Origin of the sequence: Kutzneria buriramensis, from assembly GCF_003387475.1 — a bacterium.
Taxonomy (GTDB): Bacteria; Actinomycetota; Actinomycetes; order Mycobacteriales; family Pseudonocardiaceae; genus Kutzneria; species Kutzneria buriramensis.
Map to the genome: position 1 here is coordinate 230,364 of NZ_QUNO01000004.1, position 21,470 is coordinate 251,833.

The 21,470-nt window shown below is 71.2% G+C and carries 25 protein-coding genes; 17 read left to right on the forward strand and 8 right to left on the reverse strand.

Translation table 11 applies throughout. The annotated features are described in order from the left end of the window. Positions 1-93 precede the first annotated feature (93 nt). From BCF44_RS13080 to BCF44_RS13120, 9 genes are all read left to right on the forward strand, one after another. The gene (locus tag BCF44_RS13080; RefSeq protein WP_116174509.1) at positions 94-1,365 is read left to right on the forward strand and encodes a sensor histidine kinase; all 1,272 of its coding nucleotides are present in this window, start codon (positions 94-96) and stop codon (positions 1,363-1,365) included. Between the two features lie 53 nt (positions 1,366-1,418). Continuing rightward, positions 1,419-2,303, forward strand: coding sequence for a S49 family peptidase (locus BCF44_RS13085; protein WP_116174510.1), 885 nt, complete (start codon positions 1,419-1,421; stop codon positions 2,301-2,303). Positions 2,304-2,442: 139 nt separating this feature from the next. Continuing rightward, entirely contained in the window at positions 2,443-3,297 is an 855-nt protein-coding gene (locus BCF44_RS13090) for a LytR/AlgR family response regulator transcription factor (protein ID WP_170217539.1), read from the forward strand. Next, positions 3,294-3,722 carry a DUF485 domain-containing protein gene (locus BCF44_RS13095; protein ID WP_116174512.1) on the forward strand — a complete coding sequence of 143 codons (429 nt, stop codon included), beginning with the start codon at positions 3,294-3,296 and terminating at the stop codon, positions 3,720-3,722. The genes BCF44_RS13090 and BCF44_RS13095 overlap by 4 nt, the downstream gene beginning before the upstream one ends. Before the next feature lies 1 nt (position 3,723). Beyond that, positions 3,724-5,547: a sodium/solute symporter gene (locus BCF44_RS13100; RefSeq protein ID WP_116174513.1), complete on the forward strand. Its 1,824-nt coding sequence runs from the start codon at positions 3,724-3,726 to the stop codon at positions 5,545-5,547. A 35-nt stretch (positions 5,548-5,582) separates the two neighbouring features. Beyond that, on the forward strand, positions 5,583-6,089 hold the full coding sequence (locus BCF44_RS13105) for a SigE family RNA polymerase sigma factor (protein ID WP_116174514.1): 507 nt from the start codon (positions 5,583-5,585) through the stop codon (positions 6,087-6,089). A 5-nt stretch (positions 6,090-6,094) separates the two neighbouring features. Beyond that, positions 6,095-6,994 carry a hypothetical protein gene (locus BCF44_RS13110; protein WP_147328479.1) on the forward strand — a complete coding sequence of 300 codons (900 nt, stop codon included), beginning with the start codon at positions 6,095-6,097 and terminating at the stop codon, positions 6,992-6,994. A gap of 48 nt (positions 6,995-7,042) precedes the next feature. Continuing rightward, complete coding sequence (locus BCF44_RS13115) at positions 7,043-7,375, forward strand: rhodanese-like domain-containing protein (RefSeq protein WP_116174516.1); 333 nt, start codon at positions 7,043-7,045, stop codon at positions 7,373-7,375. Between the two features lie 2 nt (positions 7,376-7,377). Beyond that, positions 7,378-8,271, forward strand: a complete 894-nt coding sequence (locus BCF44_RS13120) for a DUF4328 domain-containing protein (protein WP_116174517.1) — start codon at positions 7,378-7,380, stop codon at positions 8,269-8,271. Here BCF44_RS13120 and BCF44_RS13125 read toward each other — a convergent pair. Further along, positions 8,268-9,455, reverse strand: a complete 1,188-nt coding sequence (locus tag BCF44_RS13125) for a cytochrome P450 (protein WP_116174518.1) — start codon at positions 9,453-9,455, stop codon at positions 8,268-8,270. The two genes, BCF44_RS13120 and BCF44_RS13125, sit on opposite strands and share 4 nt — an antisense overlap. Positions 9,456-9,543: 88 nt before the next feature. Between BCF44_RS13125 and BCF44_RS13130 the strand changes: the two genes are divergently transcribed. From BCF44_RS13130 to BCF44_RS13150, 5 genes are all read left to right on the forward strand, one after another. Then, on the forward strand, positions 9,544-10,395 hold the full coding sequence (locus BCF44_RS13130) for a glycerophosphodiester phosphodiesterase family protein (protein ID WP_379796468.1): 852 nt from the start codon (positions 9,544-9,546) through the stop codon (positions 10,393-10,395). A 27-nt stretch (positions 10,396-10,422) separates the two neighbouring features. Then, the gene (locus BCF44_RS13135) at positions 10,423-11,379 is read left to right on the forward strand and encodes a DUF5926 family protein (protein ID WP_116174519.1); all 957 of its coding nucleotides are present in this window, start codon (positions 10,423-10,425) and stop codon (positions 11,377-11,379) included. Positions 11,380-11,452: 73 nt separating this feature from the next. After that, on the forward strand, positions 11,453-11,806 hold the full coding sequence (locus BCF44_RS13140; RefSeq protein WP_116174520.1) for a DUF952 domain-containing protein: 354 nt from the start codon (positions 11,453-11,455) through the stop codon (positions 11,804-11,806). 73 nt (positions 11,807-11,879) lie between these two features. Continuing rightward, complete coding sequence (locus BCF44_RS13145; protein ID WP_116174521.1) at positions 11,880-12,443, forward strand: SigE family RNA polymerase sigma factor; 564 nt, start codon at positions 11,880-11,882, stop codon at positions 12,441-12,443. 3 nt (positions 12,444-12,446) lie between these two features. Next, entirely contained in the window at positions 12,447-13,274 is an 828-nt protein-coding gene (locus tag BCF44_RS13150) for a hypothetical protein (protein WP_116174522.1), read from the forward strand. A 4-nt stretch (positions 13,275-13,278) separates the two neighbouring features. Here BCF44_RS13150 and BCF44_RS13155 read toward each other — a convergent pair whose 3' ends face one another. The 3 genes from BCF44_RS13155 to BCF44_RS13165 all read right to left on the reverse strand — a co-directional run bounded on the left by BCF44_RS13155 (position 13,279) and on the right by BCF44_RS13165 (position 15,034). Further along, on the reverse strand, positions 13,279-13,818 hold the full coding sequence (locus BCF44_RS13155) for a ferritin (RefSeq protein WP_116174523.1): 540 nt from the start codon (positions 13,816-13,818) through the stop codon (positions 13,279-13,281). Between the two features lie 226 nt (positions 13,819-14,044). Next, positions 14,045-14,587 carry a hypothetical protein gene (locus BCF44_RS13160; protein ID WP_116174524.1) on the reverse strand — a complete coding sequence of 181 codons (543 nt, stop codon included), beginning with the start codon at positions 14,585-14,587 and terminating at the stop codon, positions 14,045-14,047. Between the two features lie 195 nt (positions 14,588-14,782). Beyond that, positions 14,783-15,034, reverse strand: coding sequence for a hypothetical protein (locus tag BCF44_RS13165; protein WP_147328480.1), 252 nt, complete (start codon positions 15,032-15,034; stop codon positions 14,783-14,785). A gap of 105 nt (positions 15,035-15,139) precedes the next feature. Between BCF44_RS13165 and BCF44_RS13170 the strand changes: the two genes are divergently transcribed. The 3 genes from BCF44_RS13170 to BCF44_RS13180 all read left to right on the forward strand — a co-directional run bounded on the left by BCF44_RS13170 (position 15,140) and on the right by BCF44_RS13180 (position 17,264). Beyond that, complete coding sequence (locus BCF44_RS13170; RefSeq protein ID WP_379796475.1) at positions 15,140-15,583, forward strand: MarR family winged helix-turn-helix transcriptional regulator; 444 nt, start codon at positions 15,140-15,142, stop codon at positions 15,581-15,583. Continuing rightward, the gene (locus tag BCF44_RS13175; protein ID WP_116174526.1) at positions 15,580-16,386 is read left to right on the forward strand and encodes an ABC transporter ATP-binding protein; all 807 of its coding nucleotides are present in this window, start codon (positions 15,580-15,582) and stop codon (positions 16,384-16,386) included. The genes BCF44_RS13170 and BCF44_RS13175 overlap by 4 nt, the downstream gene beginning before the upstream one ends. A gap of 77 nt (positions 16,387-16,463) precedes the next feature. Further along, positions 16,464-17,264, forward strand: a complete 801-nt coding sequence (locus tag BCF44_RS13180; RefSeq protein ID WP_116174527.1) for an ABC transporter permease — start codon at positions 16,464-16,466, stop codon at positions 17,262-17,264. A gap of 24 nt (positions 17,265-17,288) precedes the next feature. Here BCF44_RS13180 and BCF44_RS13185 read toward each other — a convergent pair whose 3' ends face one another. The 4 genes from BCF44_RS13185 to BCF44_RS13200 form a co-directional block, all read right to left on the reverse strand. Further along, positions 17,289-18,335: an aldo/keto reductase gene (locus BCF44_RS13185; RefSeq protein WP_116174528.1), complete on the reverse strand. Its 1,047-nt coding sequence runs from the start codon at positions 18,333-18,335 to the stop codon at positions 17,289-17,291. Positions 18,336-18,410: 75 nt separating this feature from the next. Next, on the reverse strand, positions 18,411-19,643 hold the full coding sequence (locus BCF44_RS13190) for an arginine deiminase (protein ID WP_211353012.1): 1,233 nt from the start codon (positions 19,641-19,643) through the stop codon (positions 18,411-18,413). 132 nt (positions 19,644-19,775) lie between these two features. Then, entirely contained in the window at positions 19,776-20,594 is an 819-nt protein-coding gene (locus tag BCF44_RS13195) for a CPBP family intramembrane glutamic endopeptidase (RefSeq protein ID WP_116174529.1), read from the reverse strand. Between the two features lie 18 nt (positions 20,595-20,612). Further along, positions 20,613-21,401, reverse strand: coding sequence for a DUF2470 domain-containing protein (locus BCF44_RS13200; protein WP_116174530.1), 789 nt, complete (start codon positions 21,399-21,401; stop codon positions 20,613-20,615). Positions 21,402-21,470: the final 69 nt, after the last annotated feature.

Genomic DNA, 21,470 nt, shown 5'->3' on the forward strand with positions numbered 1-21,470 from the left:
GATCGCAGCGGGTAGTGGACCGTTCACCGATACACCCGTCCGTCAGCCTGACGAGAGCTTGCCCATCGGCCCTGTTCGGCGGAGCATTGCGGGGTGGTCGAGCTCCTGACCGAGCAAACCGTGCTCGGCATCATCGCGACGCTCGCCGTGCTCGGGCTGTTCGTTCTGCTCTGCCGGGCGCGTCGGGTCAGCACGTCGGTCGACGAAGCCGTCGCCGACGCGCTGCACCGCATGTCCAAGGCCGCGCCGGACCTGCGGGACGGGTTGACCCCCGACGCCGCCGACAAGGCGTGCAAGAACCTGGTCGAGCTGCTCAAGTGCGTGGCGGTCGGGATGACCGACGAGCGCGGCGCGCTGCTGTCCTGGGACGGCGACGCCAACGAGCACTACGTCGACCTCCAGGACGCGATCGTCAAGGCGATCAGCGGCGAACGCAAGGAGTTCGTCGAGCACGACACGCTGGAGTGCACCGACAAGGGCAACTGCAAGATGCACCAGGCGATCATCGTGCCGCTGATCGTGGAGTCCCGGACCCGCGGCGCGCTGATCATCGTCGGCGGCGTGGGCCACAAGCGGCTGCTGCGGATGTCGCAGGAGGTCGCCCGCTTCGTCTGCACCGAGCTGGAGCTGGGCGAGCTCCAGGAGTCCCGGCAGAGGCTGGCGCAGGCCGAGGTCAAGGCGCTGCGGGCGCAGATCTCGCCGCACTTCGTCTACAACGCGCTCAACGCCATCGGCTCGCTGGTGCGGACCGACCCGGAGCACGCCCGTGAGCTGCTCCAGGAGTTCGCCGAGTTCACCCGCTACTCCTTCCGTGCGAACGGCCTGTTCACCACGCTGGCCGAGGAGCTGCGCAACATCGACCGGTACCTGACCATCCAGCGGGCCCGCTACAACGAGCGGCTGTCCGTGCGGCTGCGCATCTCGCCCGAGGTGCTCAACGTGGTCGTGCCGTTCCTGGTGCTCCAGCCGCTGGTGGAGAACGCCGTGCAGCACGGCCTGGCCAACAAGCCGGGCGGCGGCACCGTGACCATCATCGCCCAGGACAACGGCAGCGAGGCGCTGATCAGCGTCGAGGACGACGGCGTCGGCATGGACGCCGACCTGCTGCTCGACGACCTCAAGGACGCCCACAAGTCCGGCGCCCACGTCGGCATCGGCAACATCAACCACCGGATGCGCACGGTCTTCGGCGAGGACTACGCGCTGATGGTGGAGACCGCGCCGGACGCCGGCATGAAGGTCACCATGCGGGTGCCCAAGTTCAGCCCGGGCGTGCGGCCGGTGCTCGCGGTGGTGCCGGACGACGCCGCCGACGAGGGCCCCGGCCCGGACGAGCGCCGGGTCCGGCTGAGCCCGGTCCGCTGACGGCGGACGTGAACCCCCGTCCGCTGAACACCGTTCACGCGTAGGGTCGAGTCATGAGCGCCCCGGAGAGACTGGCCGACAAGCTGGCCGCCAAGCTGCCCCTGATCGGCGACCGGGTGGATCGGTCGCCGGTGGTCGCCGTGGTGCGGCTGCACGGCGTGATCACGCCGACTCCGCAGCCGCTGGGCCGGGGCGCGATCAACCTCAACGCCGTCGAGCCGGCGCTGGCCAAGGCCTTCGGCCACGAGCGGCTGCTCGGCGTGGCGCTGGCGATCAACTCCCCGGGCGGCTCGCCCACCCAGTCCGCGCTGGTCGGCGAGCGGATCCGGGAGCTGGCGGCCAAGAAGAACGTGCCCGTGCTGGCCTTCTGCGAGGACGTGGCGGCCTCCGGCGGCTACTGGCTGGCCTGCGCCGCCGACGAGATCTACGCGCACCGCACGTCCATGGTCGGCTCCATCGGCGTGATCACCGCCGGCTTCGGGCTCACCGGCCTGCTGGAGCGGTTCGGCGTGGAGCGCCGGGTCTACACCGCCGGCGAGCACAAGCACCGGCTCGACCCGTTCAGCCCGGTCAAGGACGAGGACGTGGCCTGGCTGAAGGGCCTCCAGGGCGAGCTGCACACGCAGTTCACCGATTGGGTGAAGGACCGCCGCGGCGACAAGCTCGTCGACGACCCCGACCTGTTCACCGGCGAGGTGTGGACCGGCGCCAAGGCCCTGGAGCTGGGCCTGGTCGACGGCCTCGGGTCGCTGCGGGAGATCGTCAACAAGAAGTTCCCCGGCGCCGAGATCGCCGTGGCCGAGCCGCGCAAGCCGCTGCTGGCCCGGCTGGGCATCGCCAGCGGTAGCAGCGCCCTGTTCGGCAGCGCCGGCGACAAGGTGCTGTCCGCGATCGACGCCGTCGAGCAGCGCGCCGCCTGGTCCCGCTTCGGGCTCTGAACCGCCACCCCGATCCGCCACGTACATCACCCGTACGTGGCACCGGTCGGTGCGCACGCCACGTCCGTGTGGTGGGGCCGGCTTCACCCCGATCGAACGGTGGTCGAAGATGGACACACCCACCGGTCGATCGGCAAGATTGCGCGGCACAGTGAGCATTCAGGACACCACGCCAGGTCTCCTCGTGTTGGCCGTCGATGACGAGGCGCACGGGCTGGACGAGCTGACCTACCTGCTCGACCAGAACCCGCAGGTCCGCAGGGTCATCGGGGCGTACGACGCGGCGGAGGCGCTACGCGTCATCCGCGGCAGCGACCCGGAGACCAAGCAGCGGCTGGACCGCGGGCTGTGCCCCGTCGACGCGGTGTTCGCCGACATCTCGATGCCGGGCCTGTCCGGCCTCGAGCTGGCCCAGGTCATCAACGCCTTCCGGGACAAGCCGCAGCTGGTGTTCGTCACCGGCCTGTCCGAGGAGGCCGTGACCGCCTTCGAGCTCGGCGCGCTGGACTACATCGTGAAGCCGCCGCAGCAGGCCCGGGTGGACATGGCCATCGACCGGGTGGCCAAGTTCCGGATGCTGTCCGCCGTGCCGGCGGCCCCGGTCGGCGGCGTGGTCGAGCAGCAGAACGACGACGAGGTGATCCCGGTCGAGCTGGCCGGCACCACCAAGCTGGTGCCCCGCTCCACCGTGCGCTACGTGGAGGCCCAGGGCGACTACGCCCGCCTGCACACCGCCGAGGGCAGCCACCTGGTCCGCATCCCGCTGGCCCAGCTGGAGGAGCGCTGGGCCGACGCCGGCTTCATCCGCATCCACCGGTCGTTCCTGGTGTCGCTGCCGCTGGTCACCGAGCTGAGAATGGGCTCGTCCGGGTACACGGTGGTGGTCGGCGCCGGCGCGGACGAGAAGGAGCTGCCGGTCAGCCGCCGGCACACCCGTGAGCTCAAGGACCGCCTCGTGCGCCAGCCCAAGCACGGCTGGGGCACCGGCACATGACGGGGGACCGGACGCCCGAGCAGCCCTCGACCGAGCTGGTGCCGGTCGAGTCGGCGGCGGTCCGCAAGCCGCAGCGGCGCAAGAAGGTCGTGCTGGCCGAGTCGAAGGGCTCGCGCACGGTCGCGCACACCATGGTGGAGCTCGAGGAGCAGACCAGCGTCGACGAGCACCTGGTGCGCAGCCTGGTGTGGGCGCAGTTCCGCACCTCGTTCTGGATGGCGGTGCTGCTGATCGTCACCATCGCCAGCCTGCCGATGCTGTTCTACCTGTTCCCGGGCTTCGGCGACCTGATGGTCTTCGGCATCCGGCTGCCCTGGGTGCTGCTCGGCGCGCTGCCGTATCCGCTGCTCTACGGCCTGGGCGTGTGGTACGTGCGGCGGGCCGAACGGCACGAGCGCGACTTCGTCAGCATGGTCGACCGCTGACATGGGGATCAATGTCTGGGCGTGCGTGAGCATCGCGTTCATCGTGCTCGGCACGTTCTACCTGGGCTACTACGGCTCGCGGACGGCCAACACCACCCGCGACTTCCTGGTCGCCCGCCGCCGGGTGTCGGCCCACCAGAACGCCGCCGCGATCGCCGGCGAGTTCCTGTCCGCGGCCTCGTTCATCGGCATCGCCGGGCTGGTGCTCAAGAACGGGCCGGACGAGCTCTGGTACGCGATCGGCTTCACCTCCGGCTACCTGGCCCTGCTGCTGTTCGTGGCGGCCCCGCTGCGCCGCTCCGGCGCGTACACGCTGCCCGACTTCGTGGAGGCCCGGCTCGGCTCGCGGGGACTGCGCGGCATCGCCGCCGTGATCACCGTGGCGATCGGCTACATCTACCTGATCCCGCAGCTCCAGGGCGCCGGTCTGACCCTGAACAGCGTGCTGCCGTGGGCGCCGGACTGGCTGGGCATCGTCGTCGTCACGATCGTCGTGGTGGTCAACGTGCTCAGCGGCGGCATGCGGGCCATCACCCTGGTTCAGGCGTTCCAGTACTGGGTGAAGCTGTTCGCGATCTGCGTGCCGGCGTTCGTGCTGTGCGTGGTGTTCGCCGGCAGCGGGGCGCCGGCCGGGTCGCAGAGCCTGTCCGCGGACGGGTCGCCGGTGTTCACCCAGGACACCACCGTGACGCTCGACCAGTCCGTGAAGCTGCGGGTCGAGCGCGCCATCTGGCTGCCCGAGGTGCACGGCGTGGTGAACGGCGTGCGAGTGGACGGCAAGGCCTACTGGGGCCCGAGCGAGCAGGAGGTCGCGGCCAAGACCTCGCTGTCGTTCACCGCCGGCACGCCGGTGCCGATGGTCGCCGGCGCGGTGCAGGACAACGCCGACTGGCTGCGGCCGCAGTCCGGCGGCCTGCCCGACCTGTTCAACACGTACTCGCTGATCTTCGCGACGTTCCTGGGCATCCTCGGCCTGCCGCACGTGCTGGCCCGCTTCTACACCAACCCCGACGGGCGGTCGGCCCGCCGCACCACCCTGCACGTGCTGCTGCTGCTCGGGACGTTCTACCTGTTCCCGGGTTTACTGGCCGCGCTGTCCCGCATCTACGAGCCGCAGCTGCTGGTCACCGGCAAGACCGACGCGGCGGTGCTGCTGCTGCCGTCCGCGATGATCCCCGGCGTCTTCGGCCAGGTGCTCGGCGCGATCATCGCCGCCGGCGCGTTCGCGGCGTTCATGTCGACGTCCTCGGGGCTGCTGGTCAGCCTGGCCGGCGTGGTGTCGACGGACGTCTCCCGCGGCCGGGTCCGCGACTTCCGCTGGTCAACGGTGTTCGTCGTGCTCGCGCCGCTGCTGGCCGCGCTGTTGCTGCGCAGCAGCGACGTCTCGCTCGGCGTCGGCATGGCGCTCGCGATGGCCGCCTCCACCTTCTGCCCGGTGCTGATGCTCGGCATCTGGTGGCGCGGCCTGACCTGGGTCGGCGCCGGCGTCGGCATGGTGCTCGGCGGCAGCATGGTCGCGGTGGCGCTGATCGGCAACATCGTCAGCGGCTACACCGGCAACTGGGCGCCGGCCGTGCTCCAGCAGCCCGCGCTGATCACGGTGCCGGTCGCGTTCCTCACGATGATCATCGTCAGCAAGGCGACGTCCCGGCGGCGGCCCGAGGACGTCAACCGGATCATGCTGCGGCTGCACGCCCCCGACCCGCTCGGCTTCACCCGCGACCGGGACGTGCTGCGCTTCGGCGAGGGCCAGACCGACGGCCGGCACCGGCGGCTGGCCATCCGCCCGCGGCTGCGGTCCCGCCGCTCGTCCTCGTCGGCCTGAGCAACCCGTCGGGGTGATGGGACGTCACCAGAGGTGTGGCAAACCGTGACGACGGCTTCGCCGACTTCTTCACCAGCCGGTTCGACGGCGCGCGGCGGATGGCGCACGCCCTGTGCGGCAACTGGCTGGAGGCCGAGGAGATCGCCCAGACCGCGTTCGTGAGCATGTACGCACGCTGGAACAAGGTGCGCATCGACAGCGCCGACGCGTACCTGCACACCGTGCTGACCAGGGCGTTCCTCGACACGCGGCGGCGCGGTCGCAAGCGCGAGCAGGTGATGGCCGAGCCGCCGGAGGTGGTCGTCGAACAGGACACCTCCAGCGTCGAGGACCGGCCGTCGCTGCTCAAGGCGCTCCAGGAGGTGCCGGCGCGGCAGCGGGCCGTGCTGGTGCTGCGGTTCATCGAGGACCTGTCCGTGGACGAGGTCGCCGACGCGCTCGGCTGCACCGCCGGCACGGTCAAGAGCCAGACCGCCCGTGGACTGGCCACGCTGCGCAAGGCGTACGGTGCCGTGACCGGCCTGCTGCAGGGGGCGAGGTGAACGCCGTGGACTCCCAGGACGAAGAGTTGCTCGCCCTGCTGCGGGCCGAGGTCGACGGCCAGGCGCCGCCTCCCGTGCACACCGCCCTGGACGACGTCGTGCGGAGGGGTCGGCGACGGCTGCGCACCCGTCGGCTCGGAGCCACCCTCGGCGTGGTCGCCGTCGTCGGCGGCGTGGGCATCGCCACCTCGATCCTGCGGCTCGGCATGCCCGGCGTCGGCCTGCCGGCCGGCCAGATCAACGCCGCCTCGTCGGTGAGCGGATCGCCGTCGCCGTCCACGATGTCGGGCTGGAGCGTCGCACCCGCCGAGCCCCAGACCTCCCACGCGGCCACCGACAACTGCTCGAAGGGCCCGGCCATGCCCGATCGGCCCGGCAACGCCAGCGTCAACGTGGACACCGTGGACAAGGTGCTGCTCGACGCGCTGCGCCAGGTCGCCCCGAAGGCCTCCGTGAAGATCACCAAGGCGACCGCGGCCGTCCGGCCCGTCGACCAACTCCTGGGCAGCACCTGGGCCGACGTGGTCGACGCCGGCGGCGCGGGCAGCGTGTACGTCGAGATGCACGCGTTCGGCGGCGCCCCCGTTCAGGCCGCCGACAACGAGAAGTTCGTCGACGGCGGCTGCACGCTGCCGCAGCGCCAGGTGCTCGCCGACGGCACTGTCCTCCAGCTCTACCCCGTCGCCAACTACACCCCCGCCCACCCCTCCCAGACACTCCGCGTCTACACGCCCGCGCACGTGCTGTACGTGATCATCGCGGAGGGTTTCGCCAGCACCGACTGGGTGAAGTCGCCCGACCAGCCCGACACGCTCAGCGTGCCCAAGGACGCCGGCCGGCACTCGCTGCCGCTGAACGAGCAGCAGCTCACCGCCCTCGCGACCCGCGTCGCCGGCATCGGGTGACCAGGGGCTCACGCCGGTCCCACGCCCGCGCGTGGCAGCATTCGGGGCATGATGCCGCAGGAGGTGCCGACCACCACGGTCGACCAGGTGCCCACCGACGCCGTGCTGCTCGACGTGCGTGAACACGACGAATGGGCGGCCGGGCACGCGCCGCAGGCGATCCACATCCCGCTGGGTGAGCTGGCCGAACGCGTCGGCGAGGTGCCCCAGGACCGCGATGTGTACGTGGTCTGCCGGGCCGGCGGCCGGTCCGCTCGGGCCACCATGTACCTCAACCAGAACGGTTGGGACGCCGTCAACGTCGCGGGCGGCATGCAGGTCTGGCACCAGCACGGGCTGTCGCTCGTCGCCGCCGAAGGCGTCGTCCCCGAGGTGATCTGACGATGACCGGGCGGTGGCAGTGGGTGGCGACCCCGCCGCCGCAGACCGGCACGTCCAAGGGCCTGTTCCGGCGGTCCCTGCCGTACACCGGGCCGCCGTCCTACCCGGTGCCGCCGCGCTGGGGATTCCCGCAGCTGAGCTGGCGCTGGCCGGTGGCGTTGGGCCGCAAGGCCAAGCCCCAGCCGCTGGACCAGCTGCGGATGCTGTCGCGGAATCTGACCGCCACCCTGTGGGTCACCACCGCCGCCCTGGCCGTCGCCGTCGGCGCCGAAGGTTGGCGGTACGTGCTGCTCATCCTCAGCCGCAACGGCGCCCTGTCCCGCAACATCGTCGCCTTCTCCGACGCCCTCGTCGTGACGGCCGGCGTCGTGTCCGGGCTCGCCGCCCTGGCGTCCATCGCCCTCGCGGTGCTCTGGGTGCTCCGCGCTCGCGACGTCGCCAGCGCGGTCTCCGGTCAGCGGCCGGCCCGCTCCGTCCGTGATGTGCTCATCGGCCTGCTGGTGCCCGGTCTCAACCTGGCCGTCGCCGGTTCCGTGCTCTCCGAGCTCGAACACGCCGCCGCCCGCAAGCCGGCCGGCGAGCGCCCGCGACCGTCGCGGCTGCTGACCGTGTGGTGGATCGCGTGGATCGCCAGCGAGCTGCTGTTCGCCGTCGCCTGGCTCGTGATGATCTTCGGCACGAGCGTCCAGTCGCTCGCCAACGGCGTCGAACTGCACCTGCTCGCCGACGCCGTCGCCGCCTTCGTGGCCGGCGCCGGGGCGATCTTCGTCGCGCGGATCACCCAGCTCCTGGAGCCGGTGGACCTGTCGACCGTGAGCCGCCTGCGGGTGGTCAAGGTCGTCGACGCCCCCGAGCCGCCGCTGCGCGCCAGCCGCCCGGCCGGCGCTCCCCGCTAGTTCACCCGCAGCGAGCTGAGTCCCCGGATCACGAACTCGGCCCGGCGCACCGGCTCGGCCGCCAGCCGGAGATCCGGCAGCTTGGCCGACAGCGCCTGCAGGGTGGCCGCGACCTCGATCCGGGCCAGCGGCGCGCCGACGCAGTAGTGGATGCCGGCGCCGAAACCCAGGTGCGGGTTGGGCGAGCGGCCGATGTCCAGCACGTCCGGCCGGTCGAACACCAGCGGGTCCCGGGCCGCCGCGCCGAGCAGGGCGGCGATCTTCTCGCCGGGGCGCAGGGTGACGCCGGCGATCTCGACCTCGGCGACGGCCGTCCGCTCGAACAGTTGGAGCGGCGAGTCGTAGCGGATCAGTTCCTCGACGGCGGTCGGCAGCAGGTCGGGGTCGTCGACGAGGCGCTGCCACTGGTCGCGGTGCCGCATCAGCGCCAGCACGCCGTTGCCGATCACGTTGACGGTCGCCTCGTGCCCGGCCATCAGCAGCAGCACGGCGGTAGCCACCAGCTCGTCCTCGGTGAGCTTGCCGCCGTCGGCGTCGGTCTCGGCGACCAGGTCGCTGACCAGGTCGTCGCCGGGTCTCCGGCGACGCAGCGCGATGAGGTCCCGCAGGTAGCCGACGAACTCGCCGGCGGCCTGCTCGGCCCGCCGCCGCTGCTCGTCGGGCAGTCCGAACTCGTACATCTTGACGATCGTGTTCGACCACGGCTGGAGCAGCCCGCGGTCCTCGGTCGGCACCCCGAGCAGCTCGGCGATCACCTCCACCGGCAGCGGCGCGGCGACCAGCTCCAGCAGGTCCGCGTCGCCGTCTGCGTCGATCCGCTCGACAACGTCGTCCACCAGCCGGACCGCCAGCTCGCCGACCCACGGCCGCAGCCGCTCCACGTGGCCGCGGCCGAAGGCGCCGGCCACCAGCCGGCGCAGCCGGGTGTGTGTCGGCGGCTCGTTCTCCAGCAGCGAGTTGCGGTGCAGCAGGTTGAACGCGGCGAACGCGTCGATCGGCTTGGCGTCCGACCAGATCCGGCCGAGGCCCCGGTGCCGGAGCACGGCGGCGGACGCGGCGTGCGAGAGCGTGATCGGCAGCCCGAAGTCGGCGTGCCGATGGAGCTCGCCCTCGGTCCGCATCGCGGCGAACACGGGGTACGGATCCGCGATGAACGCCGGGTCCTTCGGGTCGAACGTCGTCATGGTGACCGACGGTAATTCGCTCACCCATCCGTGGTCCAGCGTGGACCCCGTCACCCGTAGTTCACCCGATTGCCGCATGATGCCGTGCGTGAGACCCGAGATCGTCGCGCACCGGGGCGCCTCGCAGCACCGCGCGGAACACACCAGGGCCGCCTACGAGCTCGCCCTCCAGCAGGGCGCGGACGGCCTCGAGTGCGACATCCGCCTGACCAGGGACGGCCACCTCGTCTGCGTGCACGACCGCACGGTCGACCGCACCTCGTCGGGTCGCGGCGTGGTCAGCACGCTCACCCTGGCCAAGCTCAACGAGCTCGACTTCGGCGGCTGGCACCACGAGCTGCCCGACTCCGCCGACGACCTCGTGCACGAGCCGGTCGCGCAGCCGTCGGCCGAGGTCCACGACCGGGGACTGCTCACCCTGGAGGACCTGCTCGGCCTGCTCAAGGACAGCCCACCGCACGTGAAGCTGTTCATCGAGACCAAGCACCCCGTCCGCTACACCGGCCTGGTCGAGGCGAAACTCGTCGCCCAGCTCCGCCGGCACGGCCTGAGCGCGCCGGTGAGCAAGGAGGAGTCCCGAATCGTCGTGATGTCCTTCTCCCGGCTGGCGGTGCGCCGCGTCCGCGAGCACGCCCCCAAGCTGCCGACCGTGCTGCTGCTGGACCGCCTCCTGCCCGGCCTGCGCACCGGCGCGCTGCCGGACTGGGCCGACATCACCGGTCCCGGCGTACATCTGCTGCGTGAGGACCCGGACTACGTCTCGCGCAGCGCAGAACAGGGCCACGACACGTATTGCTGGACGGTCGACAAGCCCGAGGACATCGACCTGTGCCGGCGCGCGGGCGTCCGCTACCTCGCGACGAACGCCCCCGCGAACACCCGTCGCCACCTGGAGTCCGGACCGTCGGCTACGGTCGCCCAGACCCAGCCCGGTCAGTGACCCGGGCCCCACTGCGAGGAGGAAACCGTGTCCAGGCGGACGGCTGTCAAGCGCGGGGCGAGGACAACGGCCACGGCCGACGGGATCAACCCGCGGCAGGCGTGCCCGTGCGGCTCGGGCAAGCGGTACAAGGCGTGCCACGGCATCGCCGGCGGGCCGGCCGACGTCATGGTCGCGCGGCCGTTCGAGGGCCTGGCCGCCGAGCCGGAGCTGATCGCGCTGCGCGAGTTCGTGCCGTCGGCGACCGCGACCCTCACCCTCGCCGAGCCGCACGAGCGCACCGTCACCCTGGCCACCGTGCTGCCGATGGCCGCCGCGGCGCTGGTCCGCTCCGACGGCGCCGCGTTCATCGGGCTCCAGGTGCAGACCCGCTCCGGTGACCTCTCCCGCGACCTGGCCCGGGCGATCCGCTGGGTGCTGACCGCCGAGCCGGGCGACGCGCTGCCGGTCGTCGGCGTGGACGACGGGTCCGAGCCGGGCCGGCTCCAGGACGTGCTCAAGGCCGACGAGCCGCTCCAGCCGACGCTGCACGAGGACTTCGCCTGGTGGCTGCCGGAGGACACGCAGCCGACCGGCGACGTGGCGCTGTCCCTCGAGCGGGCCAACGCGGCGATCATGCCCAGCGCCCGGCTGACCGGCGACGGCCTCAACGCCGCGTACTGGGTGGACGCGGGCGACAAGGCCCACCTGCGGTGGGTGCGGCCGGAGCCGGAGGAGCAGCTGCTCAAGGCGATGGCCCGGCTGGCCGCCCGCGACGAGCTGCACCTCGGCGAGGGCTCGCGCTACGCCGGTTCGTTCCGGGCGCACGGCCTGCTGGTGCCGGTGTGGGACCTCGACCCGGAGATGCACGTGCGTGAGTGGGAGCCTGGTGCGGAGGCCCTCGGCGGCCGGCTCACCGAGGCGCTGGCTGTGGACAGCGAGCTCACCTCGGCCGAGCACCGGGCGCTCGACGGCCTGCGCGGTCGCCAGGTCACGCTGCGCTGAAACCCTTTGCCCACACGGACGGCCGGTTGTCCACAGCGGCGATCGGCTGTCCACAGGAGGATGTGGATAACTCGTGATCTTGCATATCTGCTCGCGGGACGAGTGGGACGCGGCCGAGGAGGAGGGCGCGCTGGTGCCCGCCTCACTGGACGAGGTCGGCTTCGTGCACTGCTCGGACTTCGGCACCCTCAGCATCCCGGCCAACGCGGTGTTCGCCGGCCGGCAGGACCTGGTGCTGCTGGTCATCGACCCGGCCGCGCTGGACGCCCCGGTGCGCTGGGAGGCCGGCGTGCCGCCGCACCCGTCGGGCATCTGGTTTCCGCACGTCTACGGTCCGGTCAACACCGGGGCCGTCGTCGCGGCGATGGAGTTCCTGCCGTCGGCCGAAGGTGGTTTCCAACTCCCCAAGGAGTTGGCCGAACTGTGACCTTCTAACTTCGCAACCGCCGCCCTTCCCACACGACCTCTCTACAGTTGGTCACAGGGGGAGGGGATGACCCATGGGTGCACCTGTTGGTGTGTTGGGGGCGGAGAGCAGCGGCTCGTGGGCGGTCGTGCCGGTGCGCCGGGAGGCCACGGCCACCCGCGTCACCGCGGACGGCGACTTCGCCGAGTTCGCCAGGACGGCCCTGCCGGGCCTGCTCAGATACGGGCACGCGCTGACCGGCAATCCGCACGACGCGGCCGACCTCGTGCAGTCGGTGCTGGAGAAGATCGGGTCGCGGTGGCGCGGCCGGCACGCGTTCTGCGACGAGCCGCTGGCCTACGTGCGCCGGTCGATGGCCAACGCGCACGTCAGCCAGTGGCGGCGGACCCGCCGCGAGAACCTGGTCGCCGACCTGCCCGACCACGCCGTCGAACAGTTCGACCGGCTGGACAACGAGCCGCTGTGGCAGGCTCTGCGGGGGTTGCCGCCGCGGCAACGCGCGGTCATCGTGTTGCGGTACTACGAGGGGTTGTCCGAGATCGAGATCGCCGAGACGCTCGGCGTCACCAAGGGGACGGTGAAGAGCCAGGCGAGCAAGGCGTTGACCACGCTGCGCTCGTGCCTTCGGGGGAGGTGACCGGTGGATCTCGACGACGAGCTGCGCAGGCTCTTCGCCGACGACCGCCTCGACGTCCCCGTGCGGCAGGAGGCCCACCGAGCCGTCGTCACCAGGGCCAAGCGGTTGCGCCGACGGCGCCGCAGTCGCGTAGTGCTCGGCGGCGGCATGCTGTCCGTCGCGACGATGCTGCTCGCCGGCACCGCGTTCGGCGTCGGCGGTGATGCGCCTGCCCGTCAGCCGATGGCCGCGCCGGAGACCCCCGCGCTGACGAGCTTCACGACGGAGCCGCCGCCGACCACGACCACGGTCGTGCCCACCTCGAGCGTCGCGCCGCCCGTCATGGCGACGTCAACGCCCGTGAGCACCACGACGACGACCGCAACCACGACGTCCACCTCGACGACGAAGCCGCGCCCGCCCGCCGCTCGGCTGGCGTTCGGGCCGACCGCCGTCGGCGGGCTGCGCCTCGGCATGGCGCGGGACGACGCCGTGGCGAGCGGTCTGATCCAGCCCAACCTCACGCCCGTCGACGCGGCCGGCTGCCAGGGCTACGACTGGTCCGGGCACGCCAACCCGCCGTCGCACTACTCGCTGCTGTTCTCCCCGAAGTACGGCCTGGTCCAGATCGGCGGGCGGGCCGATGCCGAGACGCCCGAGGGCGTCTACGACGGGGCGTCCGAGGCCGATGTCCGGGCGTTGTACCCGGACCAGGCCAAGCCGCACGTCGGCGGCCTCGAGTGGGTGACGCCCGTGCCCGGCAACCCCAACGCGCACTACTGGTTCGTCTTCGCCGACCACATGGTCGCCGACGTGCGGCTGGAGCTGGCCGTGCAGGACTGCTACCAGTAGCGCGTCAGAGCGCGCCGCCGGCCACCCGCGGCGCCGTCGGGTCCGTTTGGGTGCCGACGTCCTCGCGGCTGAGGAAGTCCTCGATGTGGAAGACGTTGGCGCCGGCACGGTCCACCGTGTGCAGCAGGGTCGACATCGAGGCGACCTCCTCGACCTGCTCCTTGAGGAACCACTGCATGAACTGCTCGCCCAGGTAGTCGCCCTCGTCGCGGGCCGCGCGGGCCAGGGTGGTGATCTCCTCGGTGACCGTGCGCTCCTGGTGGAGGGCCAGCTCGACCGGCTCGCGGACGTTCTCGAAGTCGTTGCGCACCTCACCGATGCCCGGGATGGCCACGCGGATGCCGTTGTCCAGCAGGTACTGGACGATCATCATGGCGTGATTGCGCTCCTCGAGCGACTGGCGGTAGAAGTGCGCGGCCAGGCGGGGGAGGTCCTGGTCGTCGAACCAGACGGCGATGGCCACGTACTGCTGGGCGGCCGTGAACTCGTTGCGGATCTGCGCCTTGAGCAGCTCGTGGAACTTCGAATTGGTGTTCGGGGACATGTCAAGCACGGTACCTCGAACGGCGCAGGACAAAACGGTCGCCGAGCCGGTTGTCCCCCGCCCTGGTGAGGCTCTGTGGACAACCTGGGGATAGTTGTGGACAACCTGGTGACAGCCGGTGGACAGCAATCGTGTCCAGATTGTGAAAACCCCGGTGAGCAGCGGCTTTGCGCGCTTTCACACCGGGGCTCACTGTGCAAGAAGGTTGTGCACGTCCTGTGGACAACTAGGCCGGCGCCGCCGCGCCCACCCGGTCGAACAGCGTCAGCCCGCCCAGCGGCCGGCCGGTCAACCGGTTCAGCTCCGGGTGCAGCCGGTCCACCAGCTCCGCCGGCAGCGCCAGCACGTCCGGCCGCACCGTGACGATCTTCGGATGGCCCAGCACCACGTCGTCCCACTCCACGTCCTGCGAGCCGCCGGAGCGGTCCACCACGAAGCCGACCGTGTTGGTCGCGTCCTCGTTGAACAGCTCGACGATGCCGGCCACCAGCTGGTGCTGCTCGACCGTGGACAGGCCGTCCAGGTCGAACTCCTGCGCCACCACGTCCTCGCCGACCCGGCGGAACCGGCAGTACAGGGCCGTCTCCTCGTCCAGCCAGTACTCCACGTCCACCGACGCGGAGTCCGCCAGCGCCAACCGGTCGAGCAGCCCCGCCCGCTGCGTCTCCGGATCGGACAGCGTCAGCCCCAGTGACTCGATCCTGGCGACGGTCCGGTCGGCCCGAGCAGCCGACCAGCCGTTCTCGTACCAGTGGATGAAACCGCTCACCCGATGGCTCCTCGTTCTCTCGGCTGCCGTGCCGCCATGTTTACCCCTTCACTCCACCGTGGGTTCACCGCGGGGCGGCGCAGAGCGGTCCGGATTGCTGAACCGACCACGTAGCCAGCGGCCCCAGGGCACGCTTGGAAGCGGACCCGGGTGACCCGCCGGACGACGGGAGCCCGGGATTCGCGCTGTTCGGGGTCACCGCGCTTGGCCACGTGCGCCACCCGCATGTCCGCGCTGATCAGCCGGCCGAGCACTCTCCTCCTTCGCAACCGTGGTGTCGGCCGTTACGACGATGGCTCCGCTGAACGGCATCTCGGCCATTGCTCGGACGATCTGCATCCGACGGTCGAAGCTCTCGTCGTGCTGATGCAGGTTGGTCCGGTCCGGCAGCAACAGCGAGCGCAAACACTTGCGCAGGAGCGGGTGGTCCGACTCCTCGGTCAACACCGCCGCCATGGCGTACACGCGGCGGCGGTTGGGCAGCCAACAGCCGCTCTCGTCGAGTGGAAACTCTTACTCAGATTAGCTCCTAATGAGAGGTACATTCGGTGGGTGATCGCTGACGAGCTGATGGCCACGGTGATGGGGCTGAAGCGGGTGGTGCGGCGGCGGCTCCAGGCGTCGCAGCCGGGGCCGAGGCTGCGCGGGGCGCAGACGGAGTTGCTGCGGGTGGTGCGGCTGAGCCCGGGGATCGGGGTGGCGGCGGCGGCGAAAGAACTGCATCTGGCCGGCAACACGGTGAGCACGCTGGTGAACCAGTTGATCGACAAGGAGTTGCTGCGCCGGGAGACGGACCCGAACGACCGGCGGGCGGCGAGGCTGCACCTGACGCCGAAGGCGGTGCGGCGGCAGGCGGCGTGGCGGGAGGAGCGCACGAAGCTGGTGGAAGGGGCGCTCCAAAGCCTGGACGAGGAGGAAGTGGCGGCTATCGAAAGAGCCCTGCCGGCGCTGCGCAAGCTGCTGGCGGAGCTGGGCGGGGAAGGGGCGAGCGCATGACGGAACTGGCGGTGAGCTGCACGGACGTCCGGCACGCCTTCGGCGACACGGTGGCGGTGGACGGCGTGGACCTGGACGTCCGCGCGGGCGAGGTGTTCGGGTTACTGGGGCCGAACGGCGCGGGCAAGACGACGACGATCCGGATGATCACGACGCTGCTGCCGTCGCCGCCGGGACGGATCACGGTGTTCGGCCGCGACGTGGCCAAGGGCACGATGGCGGTACGGCGGCTGATCGGCTATGTGCCGCAACAGCTTTCGGCGGACGCGACGCTGACCGGACGGGAGAACGTGGCGCTGTTCGCGCGGCTGTTCGACGTGCCGAGACGCGCACGGGCGTCCAAAGTGGACGAAGTCCTGGACGCGGTGGGGCTGCTGGATGTGGCGGACCGGCAGGCAGGCACGTACTCGGGCGGCATGATCCGCCGGCTGGAACTGGCGCAGGCCCTGGTCAGCGCCCCACGCCTGCTGGTGCTGGACGAGCCGACGATCGGCCTGGACCCGATCGCCCGCGCCGGCGTCTGGGAGCGGATCCAGCAGGTACGCGAGGAGACCGGCATGACGGTGCTGGTGACCACGCACTACATGGCCGAGGCGGACGAGTTCTGTGACCGGATCGCGTTGATGCACAAGGGAAAACTCACGGACATGGGGACGCCGGCCGAGCTGCGCGCGGCGTTGGGGCCGGACGCGACGCTGGACGACGTGTTCCGCGCGAGCACAGGCGGTGACCTGGAGGGCGACGCGGCGAAGGGGCTGCGCGAGGTTCGCGCGACTCGGCGCACGGCCCGGCGGCTGGGGTAGCGGAATCGGCCCACGACGAAGCCGGCGGGATGCGATCGGCTGGGCGGAGCGGACTTGGCCTGGTGAAGGGAGATGGGATGTCGGTGCCGACGATGGCGAAGAACGGACCGGCGCTGCCGATGGTGTTGCTCAACCGGGTGGGCACGATGTGCCTGGTCGAACTCCAGAAGCTGCGGCACGATCGGACGGAGCTGATCACCCGCGCGATCCAGCCGGCGTTGTGGCTGCTGATCTTCGGGGAGACCTTCACCCGGCTGCGGGCGATCCCGACGGGCAATCTGCCGTACCTGGACTACCTGGCGCCGGGGATTCTGGCGCAGTCGGCGCTGTTCGTGTCCATCTTCTACGGCATCCAGATCATCTGGGAGCGGGACGCCGGCGTGCTGTCGAAGCTGATGGTGACGCCGACGCCGCGCTCGGCGCTGATCGCCGGCAAGGCGTTCGCGGCGGGCATCCGGGCGATCGCGCAGGCGGTGGTGGTGCTGGTGCTGTCGGCGGTCCTGGGCGTCACGCTGACGGCGAATCCCCTGAAGCTGCTGGGAGTTATGGTCGTGGTGGTGCTGGGGTCGGCCTTCTTCTGCTGCCTGTCGATCACGATCGCGGGCATCGTGATGAGCCGCGAGCGCCTGATGGGCATCGGCCAGGCGATCACGATGCCGCTCTTCTTCGCCTCGAACGCGCTGTACCCGGTGGACCTGATGCCGGGCTGGCTCCAGGTGCTCAACCACGTCAACCCACTGAGCTACGAGGTGGATGCGCTGCGCGGCCTGCTGCTGGGCACGCCGGCGAGCCTGTGGCTGGACTTCGCGGTCCTGGTCGGCACGGCGGTGCTGGGCATCGCGGTGGCCTCGGCGCTCCTGCCCCGGCTCGCCCGCTGAGGACGAGCCGGGACAGCGCGGGAATCAGCGTCCCCAGCCGGGACCCCAGCCGCCCTCGATCTGGCGGCTGCGCTGGAGCAGCGCCATGCCGCCGTACGGGTAGTCGACCGGAACCTCGCTGGCGGTGTTCAGCCGCTCCATCTCCTTCTCGGTGAGCACGAGGTCGGCCGCGGCCATGTTGTCGGCGAACTGCTCCTGCGTGCGCGCGCCGATGATCACGGAGGTGACCTGCGTCCGGCCCTTCACCCAGGCCAGCGCCACCTGGGCGGCGCTGATCTCACGCTCGGTGGCGATCGTCCGCACGGTCTCGATCACGTCCCAGGTCCGCTGCGCGGCGGACCGCTGCACGAAGAAGGAGCTCGTGCCGGCGTTGCTGAGCCTGGTGTCGGCCGGCGCCTCGGCGTCCCGCTGATACTTGCCGGTCAGCATGCCGCCGGCCAGCGGCGACCACGGCAGCAGGCCGAGGCCGGTCGACTCGCACGCCGGCACGATCTCCCACTCGATCTCCCGGCTGAGCAGGTTGTACTGCGGCTGGAGCGTGACCGGTTTGACCAGGCCGCGCGCTTCGGCGAGGTCGACGGCCTTCTGCACCTGCCAGCCGAGGAAGTTGGACAGACCGTAATAGCGGATCTTGCCGGTCCGCACCGCGCCGTCGAGGAACTCCAGCGTCTCGGCCAGCGGCGTGATCGGGTCCCAGGCGTGCACCTGGTACAGGTCGATGGTCTCGATCCCGAGCCGGCGCAGGGACGCGGTGAGCGCCTGGTCCAGGTGCCGCCGCGACAGCCCGACCGCGTTCGGGTCGGTGGTGTCGGTCGGGAACCGGCCCTTGGTCGCGATCACGATCTTGTCGGTGACCTCGCCGGGTCGCGACGCCAGCCACTTGCCGACGATCGTCTCGGAGACGCCGCCGGAGTACACGTCCGCGGTGTCGATCAGCGTCCCACCCGCGGCCGCGAACGCGTCGAGCTGCGCGTGCGAGCCCTCCTCGTCGGTCTCGCGGCCGAAGGTCATGGTGCCGAGCGCGAGCGCGGACACCGAGCAGCCGCTGCCGCCGAGCTTTCGATACTCCACAATGGACTCCCAGGGCGTTTGAATGGCTTGCAATTCCATTCTGTCCCTGGAGTTACTCCATTTGCGGGGTATTTTCTACAGGGCCTCCCTCAGCACCGGGCAGGACATGCAGCGCGGGCCGCCGCGGCCGGAGCCCAGCTCGGAGCCGCTGATCCGGAGCACCTCGATGCCGGCGTCCTCCAGCCGCGCATTGGTTTCCACATTTCGTTCGTACGCGACGACAACGCCCGGAGCGACGGCGAGCGTGTTGTTTCCGTCGTCCCACTGCTCGCGTTCCGCGGTCACCGCGTCCAGGCCGGTGTCGATCACGCGCAGCCGCTCGATGCCCATCGCGGTCGCGGCCGCGTCGAGGAACGGCGACGGGCCGTCGACGGTCACGCCGCCGGCGCCGTCGGGCCGCAGCGTGAAGGCGGACAGCGAGTCGCGGATCGCCGGGTACATCACCACGGCATCCCGGTCGACCATGGTGCACACGGTGTCCAGGTGCATGGTGGCGCGCTCCTGCGCGATCGGCACGGCGAGCACGGTGTGCGCGAGGCCGTCCAGGAACACCGAGCGGGCGAAGGACTCCGCGCCGGCGGGCGTGGTGCGCTCGCCGACACCGATCGCCAGCACGCCCTGTGACAGCAGCAGGACGTCACCGCCCTCCAGCGGCGCCGAGTGCGCGCCGTAGGCGCGGGAGGTCTTGGCGAACCGCGGGTGGTACGCGTAGATCAGGTCGGTGATCGACGACTCGCGGCGGCGGGCCGGCATCACCAGCGACGACACGGCGACCCGGTCCGCGACCCAGGCCGAGGAGTCGCGGGTGAACAGCAGGTTGGGCAGCGGCGCGATGGCGAAGTCGTGCGGCTGGTGCATGTGCCGCACCAGCGACCCGCCCTCGGCGGCCGGCAGCTCCTCGAACGTCATGCCGGCCATCAGCACCGTGGCCAGTTCGGACGGCACGAGCGTGGACAGGTGCGAGCGCAGCGCATCGGCCAGGTCGATGCCGAGCTGGCGCTCGTCGACGGCGGCGTAGATGCCGGCGGCTCGGGCGCGCTGGTCCTCCAGCGAGGTCCGCAGCAGGGTGGACAGCAGCAGCACCTCGACGCCCCGCGAGCGCAGCGTCTCGGCGAACGCGTCGTGCTCCTCCTGGGCCCGGCCGACCCAGGGGATGCCGTCGAACAGCAGCTGGTCGTTGTTGCGCGGGGTCAGCCGCTTCAGTTCCAGGCCGGGGCGGTGCAGCAGCACCGTGCGCAGCGGCCCGACCTCGCTGTCGACCCTCGGCGCGGGCGAGAAGTCCGTGGCAGAACTGATGTCTGAGGTCACGGCCCCGAGGGTAACCACGCGACAGTGGATTTGTCGCCCCTCAACCGGGTGTGACGGCGATTTCAGAAACAGAATGACGGTCCGAACAACGATCCGTTAAATAAATCGAGCGGTCACGCGTCGATCTGTTGTTCAGAGTCCGGGGATGACGCTGTGCAGCAGCGCGTACCCGACGAAGGACACGATGTCGAGGATGGTGTGCGCGACCACCAGCGCCCACAGCCGGTTGAAGCGCTGCCAGACCCGGCCGAACACCAGCCCGAGCACGATGTTGCCGAGGAACCCGCCGAAGCCCTGGTAGAGGTGGTACGACCCGCGCAGCACGGCGGCGGTGACCAGCGAGGCGTTCTCGCCCCAGCCGAACCGGCGCAGCCGCGTGATCAGGTAGCCGACGACCAGCGACTCCTCGGCCCAGGCGTTGCCGAAGGCGGACAGGATCAGCACCGGCACCCGCCACCAGGTGTCGCCCAGCGCCGACGGCACCACGTTCAGGTTGATGCCGATGGCCCTGGTCAGGAAGTAGAAGCCGAGCCCGGGAATGCCGATCAGGGCGGCCAGCCCGCAGCCGGCGAGCAGGTCCCTGCCCGGGCGGGTGCGGTCCAGCCCGACCAGCCGCGGCCCGATGCCCGCCCGCCACAGCAGGTACGCGCCGAGTGCGCCCCACGCCAGCAGTTGCAGCACGCCGGCCAGCTGCGCGAGCAGGTCGAGCAGGCTCACGGTGGCCTGCTGGACGTTGAGCGCCACGCTCTGCTGGTTCAACGGCTTCGGCTGGAGCAGGGCGTTGAGCAACGAGATCAGGCTGCGCAGCCCGGACAGCCCCAGCGTCGCGCTGAAGACGATCAGCAGCTCCCAGGTGTAACCGCGCCGCTCTGCCGGATCCGTGATGGGATCGTCGATGACCCGCGCCGGCGCGATCCAGCCGCGCACGGTGCCTGATCCTTTTGGGCTCATGCGCGCGGACGCTACCGGTTACCCCTGCTGGACCTGCGTCAAGAACGGGCAGCCCATGAGGCGTCGCAGCTCGCCGGACAGCTCCTTGGCGTTGTGCACCGGACGTTCGAAGGCGATCCGGACGTCGTGGTCGCCCTCGACGGCCTCCACGCGCAGCCGCAGCCCCAGCCGGTCCAGCCCGAGCGGCCGGACGTGCCCGCCGCGCAGGTGCTCGGGCAGGTGCCGGCTGAGCAGCTCCACCACGTCGCGGTGGGACAGCTCCAGGTGCCGCAGCCACTGGTCCTCGTCCCGGTGGAACGGGTCGGGCTCGGCCTCGCCGAACTCGTTGGGCCGCACCGAGCTGGTGCCCTCGGCGTCGGCGATGACCATCGAGGCGGGCGTCAACCGCAGCACGGTGGCGCCGTGGCCGGCGTCCAGCAGCCGCGGATCCGGCTTGGCCTCGACCACCTCCAGCACCGCGGCGCGCGCCTCCTCGCCCTCCAGGGCCCGCAGCCAGCCGGTGATCCAGAGCAGCCCGCGCACCGGCTCCCGCAGCGGCACCGGCGCGGTGTCGGCGAGTTCGAGCATGCCGGTCAGCTCGCCGCGCGGGGCCTGACCGGCCAGCGCGACCAGCGGGTCGTTGTCGCGGAACAGCAGCGTGGCCACGCCGTCGCCGTGCACGTGGTGCAGCATCGGCACCGTGCGCGAGGCCGACGCGGACGCCTCGTCGGCGCCGGGCAGCACGGCGGCCCGGCCGCCGCGTGCGGCGATCGTCCGGGCCCGCTCCGCCGCGCTGGGCGCCGGCGGCCGGTACGTGGCCTGGCTCATCCGCTCACCTCCAAGTTAGGTCACCCTAACCTCCGGTCGCCGGTCTTGGGAAGTGCTCAATCGAGTGCA